Annotated in this window: 18 protein-coding genes; 10 read left to right on the forward strand and 8 right to left on the reverse strand. The window is 73.8% G+C overall.

What is annotated here, in order from left to right; genetic code table 11:
- Positions 1-19: 19 nt before the first annotated feature.
- Positions 20-6,037, reverse strand: coding sequence for an SDR family NAD(P)-dependent oxidoreductase (locus tag FB454_RS02605; RefSeq protein WP_013287044.1), 6,018 nt, complete (start codon positions 6,035-6,037; stop codon positions 20-22).
- A gap of 198 nt (positions 6,038-6,235) precedes the next feature.
- Here FB454_RS02605 and FB454_RS02610 point away from each other — a divergent pair, with 198 nt between their 5' ends.
- The 5 genes from FB454_RS02610 to FB454_RS02630 all read left to right on the forward strand — a co-directional run bounded on the left by FB454_RS02610 (position 6,236) and on the right by FB454_RS02630 (position 12,677).
- A complete protein-coding gene (locus tag FB454_RS02610; protein WP_013287045.1) occupies positions 6,236-7,114 on the forward strand; it encodes a DUF6039 family protein in 879 nt (292 codons plus the stop codon).
- Between the two features lie 6 nt (positions 7,115-7,120).
- On the forward strand, positions 7,121-7,879 hold the full coding sequence (locus FB454_RS02615) for an enoyl-CoA hydratase-related protein (RefSeq protein WP_013287046.1): 759 nt from the start codon (positions 7,121-7,123) through the stop codon (positions 7,877-7,879).
- Between the two features lie 5 nt (positions 7,880-7,884).
- Positions 7,885-10,083 (forward strand): acyltransferase domain-containing protein, encoded by a 2,199-nt coding sequence (locus tag FB454_RS02620; RefSeq protein WP_486485390.1) that lies wholly within the window; start codon positions 7,885-7,887, stop codon positions 10,081-10,083.
- A 555-nt stretch (positions 10,084-10,638) separates the two neighbouring features.
- The gene (locus tag FB454_RS02625) at positions 10,639-11,400 is read left to right on the forward strand and encodes a Crp/Fnr family transcriptional regulator (protein WP_013287048.1); all 762 of its coding nucleotides are present in this window, start codon (positions 10,639-10,641) and stop codon (positions 11,398-11,400) included.
- On the forward strand, positions 11,397-12,677 hold the full coding sequence (locus FB454_RS02630; RefSeq protein WP_013287049.1) for a cation:proton antiporter: 1,281 nt from the start codon (positions 11,397-11,399) through the stop codon (positions 12,675-12,677). The genes FB454_RS02625 and FB454_RS02630 overlap by 4 nt, the downstream gene beginning before the upstream one ends.
- Positions 12,678-12,688: 11 nt before the next feature.
- Here the strand turns inward: FB454_RS02630 and FB454_RS02635 are convergent, their stop codons facing one another.
- Entirely contained in the window at positions 12,689-13,228 is a 540-nt protein-coding gene (locus tag FB454_RS02635; protein ID WP_013287050.1) for a DUF1697 domain-containing protein, read from the reverse strand.
- Between the two features lie 126 nt (positions 13,229-13,354).
- On the opposite strand from FB454_RS02635, the gene FB454_RS02640 reads away from it, so the two are divergent.
- From FB454_RS02640 to FB454_RS02650, 3 genes are all read left to right on the forward strand, one after another.
- Entirely contained in the window at positions 13,355-14,596 is a 1,242-nt protein-coding gene (locus FB454_RS02640; protein ID WP_013287051.1) for a hydroxymethylglutaryl-CoA synthase family protein, read from the forward strand.
- A 23-nt stretch (positions 14,597-14,619) separates the two neighbouring features.
- Positions 14,620-16,104, forward strand: a complete 1,485-nt coding sequence (locus FB454_RS02645) for a class I adenylate-forming enzyme family protein (protein WP_013287052.1) — start codon at positions 14,620-14,622, stop codon at positions 16,102-16,104.
- A gap of 143 nt (positions 16,105-16,247) precedes the next feature.
- Positions 16,248-16,661 (forward strand): DUF4260 domain-containing protein, encoded by a 414-nt coding sequence (locus FB454_RS02650; protein ID WP_013287053.1) that lies wholly within the window; start codon positions 16,248-16,250, stop codon positions 16,659-16,661.
- A 9-nt stretch (positions 16,662-16,670) separates the two neighbouring features.
- Here the strand turns inward: FB454_RS02650 and FB454_RS02655 are convergent, their stop codons facing one another.
- The 3 genes from FB454_RS02655 to FB454_RS02665 form a co-directional block, all read right to left on the reverse strand.
- Complete coding sequence (locus tag FB454_RS02655) at positions 16,671-17,312, reverse strand: M23 family metallopeptidase (RefSeq protein WP_013476291.1); 642 nt, start codon at positions 17,310-17,312, stop codon at positions 16,671-16,673.
- A gap of 7 nt (positions 17,313-17,319) precedes the next feature.
- Positions 17,320-18,267, reverse strand: a complete 948-nt coding sequence (locus tag FB454_RS02660; protein ID WP_145822401.1) for a hypothetical protein — start codon at positions 18,265-18,267, stop codon at positions 17,320-17,322.
- Between the two features lie 131 nt (positions 18,268-18,398).
- Complete coding sequence (locus FB454_RS02665; RefSeq protein WP_114920735.1) at positions 18,399-19,256, reverse strand: SDR family NAD(P)-dependent oxidoreductase; 858 nt, start codon at positions 19,254-19,256, stop codon at positions 18,399-18,401.
- Positions 19,257-19,422: 166 nt separating this feature from the next.
- On the opposite strand from FB454_RS02665, the gene FB454_RS02670 reads away from it, so the two are divergent.
- On the forward strand, positions 19,423-20,328 hold the full coding sequence (locus FB454_RS02670) for a helix-turn-helix transcriptional regulator (RefSeq protein WP_123109469.1): 906 nt from the start codon (positions 19,423-19,425) through the stop codon (positions 20,326-20,328).
- 19 nt (positions 20,329-20,347) lie between these two features.
- Here FB454_RS02670 and FB454_RS02675 read toward each other — a convergent pair whose 3' ends face one another.
- The gene (locus FB454_RS02675) at positions 20,348-21,196 is read right to left on the reverse strand and encodes a Rossmann-fold NAD(P)-binding domain-containing protein (RefSeq protein ID WP_145822403.1); all 849 of its coding nucleotides are present in this window, start codon (positions 21,194-21,196) and stop codon (positions 20,348-20,350) included.
- Positions 21,193-21,606 carry a nuclear transport factor 2 family protein gene (locus FB454_RS02680; RefSeq protein WP_145822405.1) on the reverse strand — a complete coding sequence of 138 codons (414 nt, stop codon included), beginning with the start codon at positions 21,604-21,606 and terminating at the stop codon, positions 21,193-21,195. Before FB454_RS02680 ends, FB454_RS02675 begins: the two co-directional genes overlap by 4 nt.
- A gap of 106 nt (positions 21,607-21,712) precedes the next feature.
- Between FB454_RS02680 and FB454_RS02685 the strand changes: the two genes are divergently transcribed.
- Positions 21,713-22,261, forward strand: a complete 549-nt coding sequence (locus FB454_RS02685; RefSeq protein WP_145822406.1) for a TetR/AcrR family transcriptional regulator — start codon at positions 21,713-21,715, stop codon at positions 22,259-22,261.
- 61 nt (positions 22,262-22,322) lie between these two features.
- Here FB454_RS02685 and FB454_RS02690 read toward each other — a convergent pair whose 3' ends face one another.
- Positions 22,323-23,459, reverse strand: a complete 1,137-nt coding sequence (locus FB454_RS02690) for a hypothetical protein (RefSeq protein ID WP_071094388.1) — start codon at positions 23,457-23,459, stop codon at positions 22,323-22,325.
- Positions 23,460-23,506 lie beyond the last annotated feature (47 nt).

Genomic DNA, 23,506 nt, shown 5'->3' on the forward strand with positions numbered 1-23,506 from the left:
CCTGCCTCCGGTCTTCTGGTCAGTCGGTGGTGACGAGTTGCAGTCGCAGCAGGGACGCCGTGAGCGGCTCGCCCGTGTCCGGCCGGGCCGGGGGTGGCGCCCCGGCCGGGCCGTCGCCGTCGAGCCACAGCCGCCTGCGCCGGAACACCGGGCGGGGCAGCGGCGCCCGGCGTACCGGCCCCGGCGGCGCGCCACTGAGCACGAGGTGGGCGTTGGTGCCGCCGAGGCCGAACGAGCTGACGCCGGCGACGCGTTCCCGTCCGGCCGGCCAGCCGACCGGTTCCGTGGTGGGGTGCAGCGGTGAGCGGTCGAAGTCGAACCGCGGGTTCGGGGTGTCGCAGAACAGCGTCGGCGGGATCGTGCCGTGTTCCAGGGCGAGCGCCACCTTGAACAGCCCGGCCATGCCGGCGGCGCTGAGCAGGTGGCCCAGGTTCGACTTCACGCTGCCGATCTCGATCCGGCCGCCGGGCCGGTCGCCGAAGACGTCGTTGAGGGCACGCAGCTCGATCGGGTCGCCGATGAGCGTGCCGGTGCCGTGCGCCTCCAGCATCGTGATGTCGGCGGGGCGCCGGCCGGCGGCGGCCAGCGCCTGCCGGACCACGTCGGCCTGGGCGGCGGGGCTGGGGGTGGTGACGCCCATCGTGTGCCCGTCGTTGTTCACCGCCACGCCGTCGATCACGGCGTGGACGCGGTCGCCGTCGGCGAGCGCGGCCGCCAGCGGTTTGAGCAGCACCACGCCGCAGCCCTCGCCGGGCACGAAGCCGTCGGCGCGTTCGTCGAACGTCCAGCACCGGCCGGTCGGGGACAGCGCCCGCGCGGCGCTCAGGTCGAGGTACGTCTCCGGGTCCAGCAGCACCTCGACGCCGCCGACGACCGCCAGCTCCGACTCCCCCGCGAGCAGGCTGCGGCAGGCGACCTGCACCGCGACGAGCGACGACGAGCAGGCGCTGTCGACGACCAGGTTCGGGCCGCGCAGGTCGAAGTGGTGTGCGACGCGGGCGGCGATGAAGTTCTGGTCGGAGCGCAGGACGTCGGTGCGGATCGGGACGCGTCGGCCGTAGTCGGACAGCCGCGCCCCGGCCACGACGGCGACGCGCCGGCCGCGCAGTTCGTCCGGGGCGTACCCGGCCTCGGCCAGGCACTCCGCGGTGCCCTCCAGGAACATCCGGATCGCCGGGTCCAGGCAGCGCGCCTCGTCGTCGCTCATGTCGAAGTAGCCGGGGTCGAACCACTCGATGCCCTCGACGAAGCCGCCCCACTTGCTGATCGACCGTCCGAGGCCGGGCTCGGGCGAGTACCAGCGGCGGTGGTCCCACCGCTCGGCCGGCACCTCGGTGACCGCGCAGCGCCCGTGGAGCAGGTTGTCCCACAGCGTCACGACGTCGGTCGCTCCCGGGAACCGGCAGGCCATGCCGATCACCGCCACCCGCCGGTCCAGGTCCGGCCGCGCGCCGCCGCCCGCGACCACCGCCGCCTGCGCCGCCGTCGGCACAGGCTCATCAACGGGTACGGGCGCAGTCACGGGTACGGGCGCCGTCACCGCGTCGGGTGGAGTCACGGGTACGGGCGCAGCCACCGGCCCGGGCGAGTTCACCGCCTCGGGCGCAGTCGGCGGCTCGGGCTCGGGAGTCGCGGCCTGCACGCCGAGGTGGGCGGTGAGGCGCTCCAACGTGGGGTGCAGCAGCAGCGTCGCCGGGTCGAGATGGGTGCCGAGCCGCTCCTCGATGCGGATCAGCAGCTCGCCGAGGAGCACCGAGTCCACGCCCAGGTCGCCGAACTCGACGGTCGGGTCGAGGTCGCGCTCGGGAATGCCCAGCGCCGCCGAGAAGATGCCCACGAGCCAGCCCGGCGGGGCCGCCGGCCCACCCGGCGCCGCCGGGGCCGTGGCCGTGCCCGTCGTCAGGGCCTGCGCCGGGGCCGGAATCGAGGCTGAGGCCGACGCCGGGACCGAGGCCGGGGCTGGGACCGAGGCCGGGGCTGGGACCGAGGCCGGGGCTGGGACCGAGGCTGTCGCCGAGCCCGGGGCGGGCGTACCGGCAGCCGGAGCGCCTGCCACGACGGGGGGTGACGTCGGCGCCGGGCGGCGCGGGCGCAGCCGCAGCAGGGCGTCGGGGTCGGGGGCGTCGCCGAGCGGCGGGCACGGCAGCACCACCGCGCCGGCCGGCAGGGCGAGCACGCGGTCGACGACGCGTAGTCCGGCGGCGTCGTCCAGCGGGGCGAGACCGGCCGGCGCGCACGGGTTGGGGCGTCCGCTCGTGGACCCGGTCTGTGCCCACTGCGGCCAGTCCACCGAGCGGAACTCCGTACGGCCGGCGGCGATCCGCGCGCGGACCAGCTCGTCGACGGCGATGTTCGCGGCGGCGTAGTCGGAGACCCCGGCGGCCAGCCCGGTCACCGTGGCGCACACCGAGGAGAACACCAGGAAGAAGTCGAGCGGGTCGTCGGCGCACAGCGGCGCCAGGGTCTCGAAGCCGTCCAGCTTGGGCGCCATCACCGCGCGGACGTCCGCCAGGTCCTTGTGCAGGAACGCCGGGTTGCCCCGGCTCTCCACACCGGCGCAGTGCACGACGCCCCGCAGCGGGCCGAGTTCGGCGCGGACCTGCCGCAGGAACTCCTCGACGCCGGGGAACCCGCCGGCGTGCTGGAGCACGCGCACGCCGCGGGCGCGCAGGTCGTCCGCGACGCCGGTGTCCGCGTGGACGCCGACCAGGGCGATCGACCGGGCGCCGTGACCGGCCAGGTGCCGGGCGACGAGCGCACCGACGCCCCGGGTGCCGCCGGTCACCAGGTAGGCCCCGTCCGGGTCGCACCGCAGCGGCGCGTGGGGCGCCGGTACGAGGTCCAGGCGCGGCCGGTACCGCCGGCCGTCGGCGTACCGGACCTCGCCGTAGGCGTCGGCCCGTACCCATTCGGCGAGGATCCGGGTGGCGAGATCGGCGTCGTCGCCGGTCCGGTCGGTGTGCAGCACGGTGGCGGTGACGCGGGCGTACTCGGCGCCGAGGACCTTGACGAAGCCGGCCGTGCGGACGTCGTCGACGGCCGTCTCCAGGATCCGCAACGGCGTGGTGGGACGCTCGGCCAGCAGCCGCTGCACCATCCGTACCCGGGTCTCCCAGCCGGGCCCGCCGGGCAGGCCGACCAGCCCGCCGACGTCGGGCACGCGGGACAGCACGGCGGCGAGGTCCGCCACGTCGCGCACGGCCAGGCCGCCGAGACGGGCGACGAGATCGGGACTGCCGCCGACGCACAGCATCACCCCGGCCACCGGCGACGCGGCCGGCCCGGGATCGGGATCCGGCTCCCACCCCTTGACGTAGAGCGGCACCTCGGCGCCCGGTGCCGCCGCGACGGTCGGCGCCTGCGTGCCGGAGGACACACCGGCCGGTGTGTCCTCCGGCGCCCAGCACCGCATGCGGGCGAACGGGTACGCCGGCAGGTCCACGACAGTCCGGCCCGGCTCGTGGAGCGCGGCCCAGTCGACGGCGCCGCCGGCCACCCAGTGCCGGGCGAGGTCGGTCAGGCTCGCGCCGGCCGGCGGCACGGCGTCCGGGTCCGGCGCGGCGGGCGCGCGGCCGCGCAGCACGGCGGGATCGGTGCGGTAGGCGGTGAGACGCTCGCACAACGTCGCGACGTCCTCGACCACGACCGCCAGCCGCTGCCGCAGCGGCTCCCGGCCGACCTGGAGCGTGTAGGCGATGTCGGCGAGGGCCGGCCCGTCGTGCGCCAGCAGCGCGGCGGCGTGGTCGGCGGCCGAACCGGGGTGCTCCCCGGCGGCGATCCGCCGGACCGCGGCGACGAGGTCCGCCGTGCTCGGTCCGCGGTCCCGGCGCAGGTACGCGACGAGCCGCCGCACCACCTCGTCGAGGCGGTCCTCGTCGTAGGCGGACAGGACGACGAGCTGCGGGCCGGGCGGCGCGGCCGGGCGGGTGCGGGCGGGTGGCGCGGCGACGACCGCGTGGGCGATGGTCCCTCCGGCGCCGAACGAGCTGACGCCCGCGACCCGGGGGCCGGTCCACTCGGCCCGCTGCCGCTGCACCCGGAACGGCACGGCGTCCCAGGGGATGTTCGGGTTGAGTTCGTCGGCGTGCAGCGACGGCGCGAGCACGCCGTGCCGCAGTTGCAGGATGACCTTGGTGAGACCGGCGAGTCCGGCGGCGGCCTCGGTGTGCCCGATCGTCGACTTCACCGAGCCGATCGGGATGCTGCCGGGCGGCAGGTCGGTCCCGGCCGCGTCCCGGTACGCCCGGGTCAGGCCGTCGATCTCGACCGGGTCGCCGAGCGCCGTGCCGGCGCCGTGTGCCTCCACGTAGCCGATCTCGGCGGGTCCGGTACGGGCGTCGCGCAGCGCCCGCCGTACCACGTCGGCCTGCGCGACCGGGCTGGGCACGATGTAGCCGTTCGTCCGTCCGGCGTGGACGACGGCGGTGCCGCGGATCACGGCGTGCACCGGGTCACCGTCGTCCAGCGCCCGCCGCAGCGGCTTGAGGATCAGCGCGCCGACCCCCTCGGCCGGCACGAACCCGTCGCCGCCGGCGCCGAAGGTCCGGCTGCGCCTGTCGGTCGCGGTGAGCTTCATCCGGTGCTGCTGGATGAACTTGTTCGGGTGCAGCGACAGGCTGACGGCCCCGGCCACCGCCAGTTCGGCCTCGCCGCGCCGCAGGCTCTGCACCGCCAGGTCGAGCGCGACCAGCGCGGAGGAGCACATCGTGTCCACGGTGAGGCTCGGGCCGTGCAGGTCGAAGCAGTACGACACCCGGTTGGCGATGCCGCCGAGCGTCGCGCCGGAGTCCTGCGGGACGCCGCGCAGCGTCCGCTCCGCCCCGAACAGCGGGTACTCGTTCCACATCGCGCCCGCGTACACGGCGACCGAGGAGTGGTGCCGCTCCCGTAGCCGGGCGCGGGTGTATCCGGCGCTCTCCAGCGCGGCCCAGGTCACTTCGAGGAACAGCCGTTCCTGCGGGTCCATCAGGGCGGCGTCGCGGGGGGTGATGCCGAACAGCAGCGGGTCGAACCGGTCGACGTCGTCGAGGTACCCGCCGTCCATGAGGTGGGTCGGCCATCCCGGTCGCGCGCGCTCGGGCGGGTGCGGGGTGACGCAGTCGCGGCCGCCGGCGAGGTTGTCCCAGAACGCGTCGAGATCGGGCGAGCGCGGGTAGCGTCCCGCGACGCCGATCACCGCGATCTCCGTCTCGCGCTCCTCCTCCGGCTCCCGCTCCACGGCGACGGCCGGCGCCGGCACGACGTCCGCAGCGGGCGGTGCGGCGGACTCGGCAGGTGCGACGGACTCGGTGCGTGCGGCAGGTGCGGCGGACTCGGCAGGCTCGGCGGGCTCGGCGGGAGCCGCGCCGGCGGGAGCCGTGCGGCCGGCCGCCGCCAGCGCCGCGGCGACCTCTCCAAGGGTGGCGTGCTCGAAGAACAGCGTCCGCGACCGCTCGCCCAGGTCGTTCTCCAGCCGGGCGGTCAGTCGCGTCACGAGGAACGACGACAGGCCCAGCTCGGTCAGCGGCAGGAGCGGGTCGACGGACTCGGCGGGCAGGCCGGACACCTCGGCGTACACCTCGACCAGATAGGCCCGCAGCGACCCGGCCGGGTCGCGCGGCCGTGCGGCGGGCGGGGCCGGCGGCGCCGCACCGAAGGGGTAGCCGGGCAGCGGCACCCGCGGGCGTGGTCCCGGCCAGTACCGCCGCCAGTCGACCAGGCCGCCGCCGACCCAGTCCGCGGCGGCGTCGGCGTCGGTCGGCGCGGCGGCCGGCGCGAACGGCGCCCCGGCGACGCCGTGCAGCACCCCGTCGCGGGCCTCGCCGCGCAGGTAGGCGTCGAGTCCGCCGACCAGGTCCGCGACGCTCGCGCACCGCACGGCGAGCCGGTGCGGCAACGGCATCCGGCCGACCTGCGTGGTGTACGCCACGTCGGCGAGGTCGAGCGCCGGGTCCGCGGTGGAGACGTGCTCGCGCAGCCGGTGCGCGGACCGGCGTAGCCGCTCCGGATCGGCGGCGGAGAGGACAACGGCGTGGGCTGGATCGGTCTGTTGCGTCACGGCACCTGCCCGCCTGGGAAGGGTCGACGGCCGAGGATCCCGGCCGAGTCATCACGCTAGGCAGTCGTACCGGCTTCGCCTGCTCAACCTTGAGCAGGCCGGTTGCTTCCGGCGCCCGCTCAACCGTGAGCAGACACGCCGTCGGCCGCCCCCGTAGAAACGGGCCGGAACCGGCGATCTCACCTGAGGAGCGAACCGATGACCACGACGGTCGAGCCGTACCGCGCGCTGAACCAATCGTCGCTGCCGCTGGAGCGGGTGCTGCACACGCTCAACTCCGGCTTCATCCTGCACCGGGTCGGCCAGATGGCCTACGGGTTCGCCGCCGAGGGGCGCCAGTTCAGCGTGGACCTGCTGCAGTACATCAACACCTCGCAGGAGGGCGTGGCGACGTCGTTCGCCTTCGAGGAGGTGTTCGGCGGCCGGGACCGGATGCACTGGTTCATCCACCTGAAGTCCCCGCAGGACTACCGGATCCTGCTCAACATGGTCGACCACGACCTGGAGTTCCGCCGGATCTCCGACGAGGACCGGCTGCCGCACAAGGGCGGCGGCAACTGGGACCGCATCTTCGTCCACCGCAGCCTGCACGAGGACGTGCTCGTACCGCAGCACGGGATGGACCACGACGGCGACGACGCCGAGCCGGCGACCTTCGTGCCGCCCGCCTCGTCCCAGCTCAACCAGCCGCCGGAGCAGCAGATCAACTCGGCGACGGCCGGCGCGATCGTCATGCGGACCTCGGACGTCAAGTACGAGTTCCGCGAGGAGGGCCGGATGTACGCGGCCCACTGGCAGCACTTCGTCAACGAGCGGCTCGCCGGCCGGGTCACCGCGACGCTGTACGAGCAGACCTGGGGCCAGCAGGACCACCTGTTCCAGCTGATCCACCTGCGCAGCGTCGACGACTACCACGAGCTGCGCGAGCTGGAGCGCGGCAAGGAGATGGCCACCGAGGTGTTCGGCCGGCGCCGGCTGCACGAGTCCAAGGGCGGCGGCACCTGGGACCGGCTGTTCATCGAGGGCAGCATCCGCGACACGCTGCTGCTGCCGCAGGTGCCGAGCGGCGCGGCCTGAGCTCCGATGGCGTACCGCACGATCGAGCTCCGGCGCGAGCCCGGGCTGTTGCGCGTCACGCTGGCCCGGCCGGAGCGGCGCAACGGCATCGACGACGAGACGCTGCGCGAGCTGCACGCCGCACTCGACGAGGCCGAGGGCGACGCCGCCTGCCGGGCGGTGGTCCTGGCCGGGCGTGACGGCGTGTTCAGCACGGGCATGGACTTCCAGAGCGCCGCCGGTGACGGTGGCGCGTCCGACGGGGGCGCGGCGTTCTTCGCCCTGCTGGAACGCTTCACCACAGTGCCGCGGGTGGTGATCGCCCAGGTGGACGGGCAGGTCGCCGGTGGTGGTGTCGGGCTGGTCGCCGCCAGCGACTTCGTGCACGCCACCGCCCGCAGCACGTTCGCGCTGCCGGAGGCGCTGTGGGGGTTGCTGCCCTGCTGCGTGCTGCCGTTCCTGGTGCGGCGGGTCGGGTTCCAGAAGGCGTACGCCGCGACGTTGAGCACGCAGACGATCGCCGCGGCCGAGGCGTACCGGATCCATCTCGTCGACGAGGTCGCCGAGCGTCCCGAGACGGTGCTGCGGCAGCTGCTGTTCCGGCTCAACCGCCTCGACCCGGTGGTCGTCGGCGACGCCAAGCGGTACTTCCGGGCGTTCTCCGGCGTCGACGACCGGCTGCGCGACCACGCGGTCACCGAGTTCGGCCGGCTGATGTCGGCGCCCGCGGTGCGGCAGCGGATCACGGAGTTCGTCGCGCACGGCCGCTACCCCTGGGAACGGTGATCGCCGTGCGCGCGTGGGTCTTCCCGGGGCAGGGATCGCAGCATCCCGGCATGGGCGAGGGTCTCCTGGACCGTTTCCCCGCCGAGTGCGCCACCGCCGAGCGGCTCATCGGCGTGCCGCCGGCGCAGCTGTGCCGGGACGCCCGGGGCGAGTACCTCGGCCGCACCCGGTACGTGCAGCCGGCCGTGTTCCTGGTCAGCGTGCTGGCCGCCCGGGCCGCGCTGGCGGACGGCCGTCCGCCACCCGAGGTGGTGGCCGGGCACAGCCTCGGCGAGTACGCCGCGCTGCACCTCGCCGGCTGCCTGGACTTCGACAGCGCGCTGAGCCTGGTCGTCCGCCGTGGGCGGCTGATGGAGAGCGTGACCGGCGGCGGCATGGTGGCGGTGCTCGGCCTGCCGCTGTCGCGGGTGACGGAGCTGCTGGCCGGGATCCCGGACGTCGACCTCGCCAACCACAACCTGCCCGACCAGTTCGTGCTGGCCGGCAGCACGGCGGGCATCCGCGCGGTCGTCGACGCCGTGCCGCGGCTCGGTACGGGCCGGTGCGTGCCGCTGGCGGTCAGCGTGCCGGCGCACTCCCGGTTCATGGCCGGCGCCGCGGAGGCGTTCGCGGTGGCCCTGCGCGACGTCACGCCGGGCCCGCCGTCGATCCCGGTGGTGAGCAACGTGACCGGGGCGCCCCACGTCCCGGGCGAGATCCCGGGCACGCTGCTGCGGCACTTCGTCGAGCCGGTCCGGTGGTGGGACACGATGTGCCTGCTGGCCCGGTCGGGGGTGACCGAGCCGGTCGAGGTCGGTCCCGGTGAGGTGCTGACCAAGATGTGGCGCCGGGCCGCCGGGAGCCTGCCGGCACCCGCTCCCGGCGGGCCGCTCGCGCCCGCCGCGCCCGTCCCGCCGCCCGCGCCGGTCCCGCCGCCCCCGCCAGCGACGTCGGTCGCGCCCGCCGCGCCGGCCGCGCTTCCGGTGACTGCGCCGGCCGCGCCGGTGGCGCGAGGTCCCGCCCTCGGCCCACCGCCGGCCACCGCGTCGCGTCCGCGCCCGGCGGGCTCGCCCGGGCTGCGGTCCGACTACGGCATCCGGTACGCCTGCCTGGCCGGGTCGTCCCCGTTCGGCGTCACGTCGCCGGCGTTCCTGCGACGGCTGTCGGAGGCCGGACTGCTCGGCTTCTTCGGCGCCCAGGGTCTGGCGCCGCCGGAGATCAGGGCCGCGCTGGCCGAGCTTCGCGACGTCCGCCGGTACGGCATGGCCTGGCCGTCCGGTGGTGACGAGCGGGCGCTGTGCGACCTGTACCTCGCCCACGACGTCCGCCATGTGGAGGTCACCGGTCCGCTCGCCGTGGTGTCGCCGCAGCTCGTGCGGTTCCGCTACGGCGACGGTCCCCGGCAGGTCCTGGTCCGTGCCCCGGATCTGGCCACGGCGGTCCGGTTCCTGCGCCCCGCCGACCCGGCGACGGTACGGGCGCTGGCCGCCGCCGGGCACCTGGACGGCGGAGCAGCGGGCGCGGCGGCACGGGAGGCGGTCGCCACCGACGTGGCAGTCGAACGGGACGCCCATGCGCTGGTGCCGGCTCTGGTGGCCCTACGCGACCGGGAGGCGCCGGGGGCGCGGATCGGGGTGGCCGGGGTGGGCACCCCGGCGGCCGTCGCCGCCGCCTTCGCGCTCGGGGCCGACTTCGTCGTCACGACGACGGTGAACCAGTGCACCGCCGAGGCCGCCACGTCGGACGCGGCGAAGGATCTGCTCGCCGCGCTCGACGTCACCGACATCCGTGAGGCGCCCGATCCGGACCTGTTCGAGCTCGGCGCGCGGTCTCCGGTGGCGCACCGGGGCACCCTGTTCGCCGCTCGTGCCGAGGAGCTGTACCGGATGTTCCTGCGCTACGACCGGCTGGCGGACGTCGGCCCGCGGCGGCTCGCCGAGTTGGAGCGGACGCACTTCGGCCGCCCGCTGGACGAGGTGCGCGCCGATCTCGGCGTCGCAGGGCGGGACGACCGGCGCGTGCTCGCGTCGGTCTGCGCCGCCTACTGCCGGGAGGCCACCGCCGCGGCCCTGCGCGGAACGCCGGGTCAGCGGCTGAACTACCGGGTGCCGGCCTCCACCGACGTCGGGGCGTTCAACCGGCTCGTCGCGGCGGAGCCGCTGGCCGACTGGCGGGCCCGGCACGCCGAGTCGGTCACCGAGCGGCTGCTCAGCGAGGCAAATTGACCTAAATCATTAAAAAGGCCAGCCGACTCCCATTCCGCTGACAATCACCCCCTACGAACCCAACCGAGGTCGCAAAATGCCTGGTCATTGCGCTGCGTAGACACCCGCCACCCAATTAGTTACGATGACGGCGGGCATTAATGCGGCTCAATCGAGCAGTATGCGCAACCCTCGCCCACACCCTCCGAAAGGCCCCTTGCATGCATTTGCTTCACTGGATGAACGCGTCCCGAACATGGAAGAAACCAGACACCACAGATAGATGGACATCGTAGGTCGCGCCATGCCGCCGCCCAGCTCAAGCGCTCCTGCCTGCGGAAATGCAGGTGAGTCGCCTCAGCGCCGGGCGCGCGGCATGCCGAGCACGACCGACGGGACGAACGGCCGGCACGGGCCGTATTGCAATTCCGACAGTTTGCCGACACCGGCTGAAGAAATACTTGCCGGCGTTGCGGCTGTACTGTCAACGATTGATAGCGTCACGCATTTCACCAGCGAATGATCAGGAACCTGACAACACGCCCGAGCCACGACATCGGGCGCCAGGAGGCCTCCTTGCGAATCGCCGGCGCCACCACCAGTTTGCGTAACGAGCTGCATCGGCTGATCCGGGACGACCCGACTTTCGCCGTCCGCACACACGTCCCGCGAGGCGGGGCCGCGTACAACTCCGGCGACCACGATCTGCGGATGTACCTCGTGGAGGTCGGCCAGTTCAAGACCATCGCGTCCTCCGCGGACGGCAAGCAGTGCCTGCTGTCGATCCACACACGGGGCGACATGTTCGGCGAGCTCGGCCTGCTCGGCGGGCCACGCCACGACACCGCCCGGGCCATGCGCGACAGTGTGATCAGGAGAGTCAACTCGGCGAAGCTGTTCGACCTGCTGAGCAGCGACGAACAGCTCAACTGGCACTTCACCCGGTTCCTCATGGCCAAGCTGCTCGACCAGCAGCAGGCCATCACCCAACTGGTCACCATGGACAGCGAACACCGGCTGGCCGCGACCCTGCTGCGACTCGCCCGCAAGGTGGGCCGGCGGCTCAACCTCGGCATGCAGATCGACGCGAAGATCACCCAGGAGGAGCTGGCCAGCATGGTCGGCACCACCCGGTCCCGCGTCGGGCTGTTCCTCAAGCACTTCCGCGCGGCGAAGCTGGTGGATCAGCTGCCCGGCGGATATCTCCTGATCAACGAGCCGGCGCTGACCCGGTACGTGGAGTGCGGACAGTACGAGCCCGCCCGGTGGGGCGCCGAGCCGATCCGGCCGGTGAACGGCGCACGCCTGCTGCGCGGCGACCGGGAACTGTCCGCATGAGCGCCGTCCTGGTCCTCCTGCACGGAGCCGCGCTGCTCGTGGCGCTGCTGCTCGTCGGCGGGACCGGACGAGCCGTGGCGCGGCTGTTGCGGCAGCCGCCGGTGATCGGGGAGATCGTCGCCGGTCTCCTCGTCGGCCCGGCCCTCGTCCTGTTCGCCGGTCACGACGGGCTGGCGGCGGTGCTGCCGGAGGACATACGCGCACTCCTGCGCCTGGTCGCCGAGGGTGCCCTGGTGCTCTTCCTGGTCGGCCTCGCGCGTGAGCTGCGGGTCGGGCCGGCGCGCGACGACCGCAGGCTGGCCTGGGTGACCGCCGGTGCGCTCGTCCCGGCGCTGGCCTGCGGGGTGCTCGTCGCACTGTGGGTCCAGTTCGTCGCCGGACCGGCCGTACGCGGCGACGCGCCGATGCCGGCCTTCGTGCTGGGCGTCGCGGTGACGCTGTCCATCACCGCCGTACCGGTGCTGGCGCGGCTGCTGACCGAGCGGGGCCTGACAGAGACGACGGCCGGGGCCCTCGCGCTGGCCGCCGCCGTGGTCGTCGACGTCGTCGGCTGGCTGCTGCTGTCCCTGGCCGTCGGGCTGGGCGCCGGAGACCCCGCGACCTTCGGCCGCGCGATGGCGGTCCTCGCCGGCGCGTTGCTGCTGGCCGGCGGGATCCGATGGGTGCTGCGCCGCGCCCGGGCGGCACTGTGGTGCGGCCGGTGGCCGGCCGCCAGTGCCGTGGTGCTCGGCGTGGTGGCTCTCGTGGTCGGCTTCGGCGTCCACCTCCTCGGGCTGACCGCGGTGTTCGGCGCGATCCTGGTCGGCCTGGCGGTGCCGCCCGGCGAGCCCTGGGACGCGCCGACCGCCGCCGTGTCGCGGCTCGGGCGGTCGCTGCTGCCGATCTTCTTCGTGAGCGCCGGGCTCACCGCGCTGACCGGCGCGGTCGCCAGCACGCCGTGGTCGCTGGTGGTCGTCGTGCTCGTCCTCGGACTCGCCGGGAAGATCGGCGGCGGCTATCTCGGCAGCCGGCTCGGCGGCTGCTCTCCCGCAGAGGCGACACGGATCGGCATCCTGCTCAACACGCGCGGGCTCACCGAGCTCATCGTGCTCCAGGTCGCGTTCCAGGCCGGCATCCTCAGCCCGCCGCTGTTCCTCGCCCTGCTCATCATGGCGCTGGTCACGACGCTTCTCACCGGCCCGCTGCTGTCGTTGGCGGACCGGTTCGTGCGGGCCGCCGACGCCGGTGACAGCGCCTCGGGCGCCGTGTCCGGCCCGTCAATGGTGAGCCCGCGATGACGGGTACGCGGTCAGGACGCCGCCATGTCGCGCAGCTTCAGCACCGAGCGCCAGTTGCGGGTCGTCCCGACCACACCGGTCTTCTTCTCCACGAAGGCGTTGCTGAGCTTGCTGCGCCCGTACCCGTCGGGAACGTGCACGAACACGTCGCGGCCGAGCAGCGTCAGCGTGCCGCTCTCGCCGGGCGGGGCGGCGAGCGCCGCCTGCTTGTCCGCGCCGGGGTCGCCGCTGAGCATGGTGACGAGCAGCTTCGTGTGGTCCGTCTGCACGTCGAGATACGGGTTGGCGGCGATCATCGCGTCGAGCTCGTCCAGGCTGCGCAGCAGCACCGGCACGTCGCGACCCCACCGCTGCTTGATGCCCCTGTCGATCTCGGCCAGGATCGCGACCTCGTCGGTCTCGGGGCAGCCGAACACGACGTTGCCGCTCTGGATGTACGTGGCCACGCCGTCGAAGCCGCAGGAGACGAAGACCTCTTTCAGCTCCGTCATCACCATCGAGCTACCGCCACCGATGTTCACCGCACGCAACAGAGCGACGTATCTCGTCATGACCCGGGATGGTAACCGGCCGGGCCGATCGCGGGCGCTCAACTCTGAGCAGACACGCCCGGCCCGCGGTCGTACAACGTCAGGGACCGCGGCGGTGAGGGATCCACGAAGAGGAGAGGCCCGAGGATGATCACCACGGCGGTCGGCATCGAGGATCTCCACGTCTACCCCGGCCGGGCGTACGTCGACGTGCCCAGCCTGTTCGAGGCGCGCGGCCTGGACCCGTCGCGGCTGCCGAACCTGATGATGCGCCGCCGGTCGGTGAGCCTGCCCTGCGAGGACCAGGTGACCCACGCGGTCAACGCCGCCCGGCCACTGGTCGACGCCCTGTCGCCAGAGCAGCGGGAGGCGATCGAGCTGGTGGTGGTGGCCACCGAGTCGGGGCTCGACTTCGGCAAGCCGATCAGCACCTATGTCCACGACCTCCTCGGCCTGCCGCCGCGCTGCCGGTCGTTCGAGGTCAAGCACGCCTGCTACGGCGGCACCGCCGCCCTGCAGAGCGCGGCGGCGATCATCGCCGCGAGCCCGGCGCCGGACGCGCGGGCGCTCGTGATCGCCACCGACATCGCCGGCGTCGCGGCGGCCGGCAGCTACTTCGAGCCGTCGGAGGGCGCCGGCGCGGTCGCGATGCTGGTCAGCCGTACGCCCGACGTGCTGCGGCTCGACCTGGGCGCCAGCGGGTACCACACCCAGGAGGTGATGGACACGCTGCGGCCCCGGCCGGACGTCGACGTGGTGAACTCCGACCTGTCCCTGCTCGCCTATCTCACCTGTCTGGAACGGTGCTTCGCCGCCTACCGGGACCGCGTCGAGGGCGCCGACATCGTCACCACGTTCGACCACCTCGTCTTCCACATCCCCTTCGCCGGGATGGTCAAGGGCGCCCACCGCACGCTGCTGCGCAAGACCAAGCGCATGGCGCCGGCCGACATCGACAGGGACTTCGCGGCGCGGGTGGCCCCGTCGCTGTCGTACACGAGCCAGATCGGCAATCTCTACTCCGGTTCGCTCTACCTCGCGCTGTGCTCGCTGATCGACCACGCCGACTTCACGGTGGCCCGCCGGATCGGCCTGTTCTCCTACGGCTCCGGCTGCGGGTCCGAGTTCTTCAGCGGCGTCGTCACCGAGCGCGCCGCCGGCCGGCTCGCGGCCCGCCCGCTCGCCCGCGCCGTCGAGGAACGCCGCCGGCTCACAGTCGCCGAGTTCGACGAATGGAGCCGGCACACCGCCGACCGCGCCTTCGGCGTCCGCGACGCCGTCCTGGACACCGGCCCCTACCGGTCCGTCCTGGACAGCCACGTGGCCGGCCGGGGCCTGCTGCTGCTCGACCGGATCGAAGACTTCCACCGCGTGTACCGGTGGAGTTGAGCGCGCCATCCGAGGGAGGACCCATGAGTGTGCCCACGTCCGCGGTCGTCGTACCCGACCTGCTCCGGCACCGCACCGGCCTGATGCCCGAGCAGGAGGCGATAAACGTCCGCGGCAAGACGGCGATCACCTACCGGGACTGGGACCGGCGCTCGAACGCCGTCGCCCGCGCGGTGCTCGACCGGCTCGGCGGCACCGGGCGGGGCGCCCGGGTGGCGCTGCTGTTCGGCGGCGACGACTGGATCGACTACGCCGTCGCCTACCTCGGCGTGCTCAAGGCCGGCGCCACCGCCGTACACGTGAACGACACGATGCCGGCGGTGGAGCTGCGCCGCCGGTTCGACCAGTGTGCGGTGGCCGGTGTGATCCGCGGCGCGGCGCTCCCGCCGTGGCGGGACGACGCCGGACGCTGGTCGGTGGTCGTCGCGGACCTCGACCAGGGCGACTCCGCCGCCGTCGACACCGGCGTCACCCCCGAGGACATCTCCGACATCCTCTACACCTCCGGCACCACCGGCCCGGCGAAGCCGTTCACCAACCCGCACGGCAACCTCACGTACGGGCGCGGGTCCGCCGCCCTCGGGCAGCTGGTCGACCCAGCACCGCTGCTCGCGCCGATGCCGCTGGGCACCACGTCGAGCGCGACGACTGTCGCGGTGCTGGCCACCACGACGCCGTCACCGCTGATCGTGTGCTCACCGGACGACCCGGAGGAGATCGCCCGCCTGCTCGCCACGCACGGCTGCGCGACCCTCATCCTCACCCCGTGGACCGCGATCCGGCTCGCCGCCATCCGCCCGCAGGACCGCTACGACCTCGGCTCGGTCAAGACCATCGGCAACGCATCGGCGATCATGCCGCCGCGCATCGCCCGCGACCTCCTCGCGGCCATGCCGAACGCCACCATCGCCAACGCCTACGCGCAGTCCGAGGCGGTGCCGGCGATCATCCTGGGCAACGTCGACCCGGACCGGCCGATGTGGCTGGGACGCCCCGGACGCGGCACCGAGATGCGCGTCGTCGACCAGCAGGGCGAGCCGCTGCCGCCGGGCGAACTCGGCGAGGTGTGGCTGCGCTGCGAGGCGCCCAAGCGGCTGTACCTCGACCAGGCGCTCAACGCCCGCGTGCACGCCGGCGGGTGGACCCGCACCCGCGACCTCGGACGCGCCACCGCCGACGGCGAGCTGTTCCTGTTCGACCGGATGACCGACGTCATCACCACCGACGGGAAGCTCGTGTCGTCGCTGGAGGTCGAGGCCGCACTCTACGACCACCCCTCGGTACGCGAGGCCACAGTCGTCGCGCTGCCCGACCCCGAGCACGGCGAGATCGTCGCCGCCGTCGTGGCGGCCGACCCGGCCCTGGACGACGCGACGCTCGCCGCGTTCCTCGCCGAGCGGCTGGAGCCGCACCAGGTCCCCGCCCGCATCCACCGCCTCGACGCGCTGCCCCGCGGCGGCACCGGCAAGGTGCTGAAGTACCAGTTGCGGCAACGCTTCGGCGGCTGACCGTCGCGGTTGCCGCCGGCGCACGGCCTCCGCCGCGTACCCTGTCAGAGCTGGTGGCGGCACGAGCCGGCTGCCTCCGACCACCCCGGCCACCGGGGGGCTCGGGCCTGCGCAAGGGCCACTGACAGACATCGAGGTGGGAGATGCCGCAGCTGAACCCGGTCGCGGCGCAGCGCGTGGAGGCCGTCGCCGTCGCGGCCCTCGCCGTCGTCGTGACCGTCGCGGCCGGGTACCCGTGGTGGTCGCTGCTCGCCCTCTTCCTCGTCTTCGACCTGTCCATGCTCGGCTACCTGCGCGGGCCGCGCGTCGGCGCCGTCTGCTACAACGTGGCGCACTCGTACACGCTGCCGGCGGCGCTCGGCGCGGTGGCAGTGGCAGCGGCCGCGTCCGGCGACCGGATCGACTGGCTGGGAGTCCTGGCCGTCGCGTGGGCGTTCCACATCGCCGTCGACCGCGCCCTGGGCTACGGCCTCAAGACGACCGAGGGGTTCGAGCACACCCACCTCGGCCTGATCGGAAAGGCCCGGCGTGCCGGATCGTCCACCGACGAACGCTGACGGTCCCGGTCACGGGCGCGTCGGCCGGCAGTTCGCGCTCGTCAGCCGCACCGAGTACTCGCGGTCGTCGGACGTGATCCCGGACGGCACGCCGTCGAAGTATGCCTCCACCTTCTCCCAGCCCCGGCGCTGCTCGTAGTGCAGGTGCGGGGCGCCGGAGTTGCCGGTGCTGCCGACCCGTCCGAGCTGATCGCCACGGGCCACCCGCTGACCGGCCTGCACCGACGGCGGTTCGAGCAGGTGCAGGTACTGCGTCTCCCATTTGCCACCGTGGTCGATCTTGACCCAGTAACCGCCGCCGCGCCCCCGCGGCCCGTCCGGATCCTGCGGGGTACGGCCGCCCAGCGAGCCGTTGATCCCCGCCACCGTGACGGTGCCGTCGGCGGAGGCGAGCACCGGCCGTCCCCACGCGTCCCCGGAAGTCGGGAAGAAGTCGACGTCGTAGTCGTCGTGCCCCGGATAGGTGGACAGCCGCCACGTCTCGCCGCAGGCCACCGGGAGCTGGAAGTCCGGTCGCGGGCCTGGTGGCCGCACCAGCGGCACCACGACCGCCGCACCGGCGGCGAGCGCCGCGAGGACGCCGACGATCAGCAGGACGCGCGGGGCGCGGCGGCGCGGGCGGCGGGAACCGTGGGGACGCTCGGCGGTCATCCGGGCCTCAGCCCAGCTCGATGACGGGCCGGGTCAGGATCTCGTCGGCGTATCCGTCTTCGGAGGCGACCCACCGGCCGAAATCCTCGTCGCGGTACGCGGTCGCGAGGGTGAGCCAGCCCAGGAAGAAGCCACTCCCGCCACAGGTCGCACCGCCGCCGTCGCCACCGCACACGACGGTGCGCTCGGTCGTCGCCTCGTGCCGGTAGGGGTCCTGCCCGATCGCCAGACCCCAGAGGTTCTCCTGCCGGTGCGGGCCGGTCCTGTGGTCGTACGGATAGCCGTCTCCGGGGCAGTCGTCGCCCCAGCGGAACAGGGTCGTCGCACCGGCGCCGCACGCCCACTCCCACTCGTCCGGAGTGGTCGTCCGCACGCCGAGGCTCCCGAGCCCGGCCATCGCCTCGTCGTACGAGACCTCGCGGATCGCCCGGGCGCGCACCACCTGCCCGGTCGTCCGGTCGAACTCCACAGTCAGCCCGTCACCCGACCGGAAGGTGCGCACCCCGCCGAACCGGTTCCCGACCGACGCGACCAGCTCCCGCACCCGAGGGTCGTCCGGCGCCAGCGGCACCTCGCACGGGTCGAACGCGTCCACCGCGACCAGCATCGCCGGCATGTCGACGTCGCGTACGGGCGACGTCATCGCGTCGACGTACTCGGTCAGCGACGGAAGGCCGAACTCGGCGGCGCTGTCGGCGTAGTCGGCGGCCTGGTGCGCAGCGGGCCGGAAACGGGCCGCGTCGTAGCCGAGCGTCGGCCGGCCGCCGGGTACGAGAGCGAACCGCATCCCGCCGCGGTCGAACAGCGCAGTCCGGTGCGACCGCCCCGCGTACGCCGTGTCGCCCAGGCCGGTCACTGTCAGCTCGTGCCGGGCGGCGACGTCCTGGGCGAGCCGGCCGGCAGCGCCGTCGGAGAGATCGTTCCACTGGGCAAGACTGAGATCGGCGTACGACACGGCGAAAGGATAGCCACGGGCTCCGACAGAGCCGGATCGACGCCGGTGCGACCGTCGGCCCGCCTCCGGAGGCGGGCCGACGCGAGCTGTCCGGGTGCGCGACGGCGCGCCGCGGCCCGTCGACGAAGCGGTCAGGCTTCGTCGGCGTCCGTGCTGAGCGCGAGTTCGCGGCCGGCCTCGATGTCGGCGAGCAGCGTCGTCACGCGCGCCTTGGCCAGGCCGTAGGAGTCGGAGCCGAGCACCTGGTGCAGCGGCGCCCTGCCGCCGACGGCCACCTCGACGATGGCGGCCGCGGCCTTGACCGGGTCGCCGAGCTGGGTGCCGGGCATGGCCAGGTGCGCCTCGGTCATCTCGCGGATCGCCTCGTAGCCGTCGGTGGTGCGCGCCGGCAGGCCGAGGGAGGACGTCCGCAGGAAGTCGGTGCGCGTGTACCCGGGTTCCACGACGGTGACCTTGATGCCGAGGTGTGCGACCTCGGCCGCGAGCGAGTCCGACAGACCCTCCAGGGCGTACTTCGCGGAGCAGTAGAGGCCCCAGCCGGGGAACGCGGTCAGCCCCAGGATCGAGGACACGTTGACGATGTGGCCGCTGCCGGCGGCGCGCATGCCGGGCAGGGCCGCGCGGAGCACGTTCCAGACGCCGAAGACCTGCACCTCGAACATCGTCCGGACCTCGGCGTCGCCTGCCTCCTCGACCGCGCCGAGGAAGCCGTACCCCGCGTTGTTGACCACGACGTCGATCCCGCCGAAACGGTCGGTGGTGGCCCGGACGGCCGCCGTCACCGCGGCCTCGTCGGTCAGGTCGAGTTCGAGGGGAAGCAGTCGCTCACTGTCGACCGGCCCGAGGGCCGCGACGAGCCGCTCGGCCGACCGGGTCGTCGCCGCGACGTCGTCACCCCGCTCCAGCAACTGCTTGACCAGTTCGAGGCCGATGCCGCGGGACGTGCCGGTGACGAACCACGTGGCCGGACCTGCGGTGGGGTAGGGCATGGGAACTCCCGGATCTCGGTGTCGTCGTGTCCCCGGCCGGGGACGCCACTCCATCGTGGGTACGAGGGAGGGCCGAGAACACAGCCGGACGAGCCCAGCGCTGCCTGGGAACGGCGTACCCACCCAGGCGGTGTCGCGGACGACGTTCGCGGCGGATCATCGGGTCATGGCAGGACACTCCGACCTCGGCCGATTCCTTCGTCAGTGCCGGGCCGACCTGACTCCGGAAGCGGCCGGTATCGCCGCCGTGGCGCAGGGACGCCGCGTCCGCGGACTGCGCCGCGAGGAGGTGGCCCTGCTCGCCGGCGTGAGCGTCGACTACTACACCCGGCTCGAACAGGGCCGGCACACCAGCCCTTCGGCCGCTGTCGTCGACGCCTTGGCCCGGGTCTTCCGGCTCGACGCCGCCGCCCGCGCCCACCTCGCCGACCTCGCGCGGCCGGCGAGGCGCAGCAGCCGGCAGATGCCCGCCCAACGGGTACGCCCGGCGATGCACCAGCTGCTCGCCTCGATGACCGAACACCCCGCGCTCATCCTCGGACGGCGCACGGACGTGCTCGCCTCGAACGCCCTGGGCCGTGCCCTCCTCACCGACTGGACACTGCTCCCGCCGCGGCACCGCAACTACATCCGGTGGGTCTTCCTCGACCCGGGCGCCCGCGACGCCTTCCTCGACTGGCCGGCGGTGGCCGCCGACGTGGTCGGCACCCTGCGCCTCTACGCCGGACGCAATCCCGACGATCCGCAGCTCAGCGAGCTCGTCGGCGAGCTGAGCATCAAGAGCCCGGAGTTCCGGGCCTGGTGGAACGGCCGCCACGTGCACGAACGCACGCACGGCACCAAGCGGATGCACCACCCCGCGGTCGGGCCGATCACCCTCCGCTACGAGGCCCTCGTCCTGCCCGGCGACCCGGACCAGACGCTGTTCCTCTACACCACCGATCCCGGCAGCCCGTCGTACGACAACCTGCGCCTGCTGGGATCGCTGGCCGCCCGGACCGCGCCGGCCCCCGGCAGAGCCTCGTCCACGCCGCTGCCCGACGCGAGCAGGACCGAACCGAACCCGTCCTGACGCCGGCCGCGCGTCGATCTCAGGCCCGCGAGGCGTCCGCGGTCCGAGGGACTCCGGCCAGCCGGTCGCGGCAGAAGTCCCGGAACGTCCGGGGTGGCCGGCCGGTCACGTCCGCGACGGTCGTCGTGACCCGGTCCTCCGATCCCGCGGCGACGGCCGTGTCCAGGCCCGCGAGGAAGCGGGCGTAGTCGGGCGCGAGGCCGTGAGCCTCGTGGTACGCGGTGAGCGCGTCCTCGTCGACCGCACGGTACCGGACCGGGCGGCCGAGGAAGTCGGTGAGCGTGGCGGCGACGTCGGCGTAGCTCAGCCGCTCGGGACCGGTGATGACGTGCTCGGTGTCGTGGGGCGCGGGGTCCGTGAGGGCACGCACCGCCACCTCGGCGATGTCGGCCGGATCCACGAAGCCCACGCGGGCGTCGCCGGTGGCGCTGACGATCTCGCCACGCTCCCGGGCGCTCGCGGCGTGCGGATGGTCGCCGACGAAGTTCTCCATGAACCAGGACGGTCGCAGCACCGCCCACTCGGGGATCATCTCGCCGAGCTGGGCCTGCACCTCGCCCAGTCCCGGCATGCCGGCCTCGATCGCCGACGAGCCGAGCAGGACGGCCCGCCGTACCCGGGCACGCCGGGCCAGGTCCAGGAACGGCAGCATGGTCGGTGCCGGGTCGGCGTCGCCGAGGGGCGCGATCAGGTAGAGCGCTGTCACACCGTCCAGCGCCGTGTCGTGCGTGCTGCGGTCGTACCAATCGAAGCGGACGCCCTCGGCGGACGCCCGGCGGCTGGCGACGCGGGCCCGGCGGCCGGCGGCGGCGAGTCTCGCGGCGACGAGCCGGCCCGTCGTTCCCGTGCCTCCGACGACGAGGATCATGCCCGCACCCCCTCGCCGAACAGTTCCCGCACGGCCAGCGGGTTCCAGTAGTCGCGGTAGCGCACGATCCGCCCGGCCCTGATGGTGAGGACGGCGATGTAGCGCAGCCGGTACGGCTCGCCCGTGGCGACGACGACGCCGGTGGCGGTGAACTCGGCGACGATCACCTCCCGGTCGGCGGTCTGGTGGACAGTGACGTCGGCGATCTCGCGGATGTCCAGGGTCCGCGGGTAGTCGATGAGGTAGTTGTGCAGCTCGGCGCGGCCGGCCACCCGGCTGGGCCGCCCGGCCGGCGCGAACGGGAACTCCATGACGGCGTCGTCGGCGAACAGGGCGATGAAGCCCGGCATGTCCTTGGCGAGCAGACGGTCCAGGGCCTGGTGGAACACATCGGTGGCGGTACTCGGCACTGCTGTTCCTTCCTGTCGGCGGCCGCCCGCGGTGATCTACGATAAGCGGACGGCCAGTCCGCTTCACCATAGCGGACTGGCGGTCCGTTTGCGAGAGGGGGCAGAAGTGCGGGCTGACGCGGCGCGGAATCGGGAGGCGGTGCTCGCCGCGGCCGATCGGCTGTTCGAGGCGGCGAACGACCCCGACCGGATCTCCATGGACGACGTCGCCGCTGCCGCCGGCGTGGGCAAGGGCACGCTGTTCCGCCACTTCGGCGACCGGCTGGGCCTCGTCCGCGCCCTCTACGGCACGCGCGGCGAACAGCTTCAGGCGTCACTCGCGGCGAGCCCGCCCGGCGACTCGCCGGCGGACCGCGCCCTGCACCTGCTGCGGGAACTGGTCCGGTTCAAGCGGGCCAACCGCGTCCTCACGCTGGCCCTGGAGAACGCGGGAAGCGGAAGCCCCTATCGCAACGAGTCGTACGAGCAGTGGCACGCGACGCTGACCGCCATCGTGTCCGAGGCCCGGGGCCCCGAGTCGGCGGAGTTCCTCGCCCACGCCCTGCTGGCCGCGGTGCGCAGCGATCTCGTCGAGCACCTTCGCGACTGGCCCGACGAGCGCTGGGATGCCGGGCTCACCGCACTGACCCGGTCGGTGCTGGCCTCCGGGCGGTAGTTCCTCCCGACGGGTGCCAGGGTGGCGGGGCGTGAGTCGTGCCGCGCTCACGCCCCTGCCCTCACCTGGTCCGCTCGATCACGGCGGTGAGGCGGAGCCCGGCCGTCGACACCGTGCCACTCCCCCAGAACGACGCGGTCCCCGGGATGTTGGCCAGGGCGTCCAGGCTCGGATCGTTGCCCTCGACCTTCGGCCCGTACGCGACGCTCCATCGCCCGCCGGTGTAGCGCAGCAGCAGCGTGCCCGGGTACTCGACGTACGGCGGGATCGGGTTCGTGCCGCTGATCCAGACGTTGCCGTTCGCGTCGCCCGCGACCGCGTACACCCAGCCGGCCGATGCCGGTCCGGCCACCCGCTGCCACGTCCGGCCGTCCCAGTGCAGGATGACCGGCCTGGGGGCGGAGTCGTAGTCCTGGGTGCCGACCGCCCAGGCGTCGGTCGACGAGCGGGCCCACACGCCGGTGAGCCGGGCGCTCGGGATCGACGGCAGCGGCGCCACCCGCCACGACCCGCCGACGCGCTGCGCGATCATCGGCTCCGGGTAGGGCGCGTCGGCGACGTACCGTTCCCCGGCGGCGAACACGCCACCGTCCGCGGTACGCGAGACCGCCCGCAGGACACCGTTGAGTCCATCGGTTCCCGGCACCGCGACCCGGCCGAACTGACCGGTGTCACCCTCGACGACCAGCGGCCGGCCACCGTCGTGGCCGACGAACACGGCCCGCCCGCCGCCGGTGGCGGCCACGTCCAGCAGCTCCGCGGTCCCGGCCGGGGCGGGCCACGGCGCGTGCGCCGTCCAGGTCGTGCCGTCGAAGTGCCCGGCGTACGACTCGCCGAGGCGCCGGGAGCCCACCGTCCAGACGTCCCGGGCGCTCGCCGCGTCCACCTTGTACAGCAGATACGCCTGGTGCGGCAGCCGCCGTTCCGTCCACGTCCGCCCGTTCCACCGCAGCAGCGCGTACGGCTGGTCGATCGAGTACCCCGTGTAGGTCGACGCCTGGTAGCCGACGGACCAGGCGTTGTTCGGGCCGGTGGCGGCCACGTCGGTCAGCCGGCTCTCGTGGATCAGCGCGGGGACCGTCGCCGTCCATGTCGAAGGGGCCGCGGCTGCGACCGGCGTGACGGGCGGGAGCAGTACACCCGCCGTCAGAGTGGAGACCGTCGCTACCGACAGCCCGTACCGTGCCAGTGATCCCATGGTGGCCCTCTTCCCCGATCGGTGGTCGGACCTCAGCATCGCGTTCC

The organism is Micromonospora sp. CNZ297 (genome assembly GCF_007827625.1).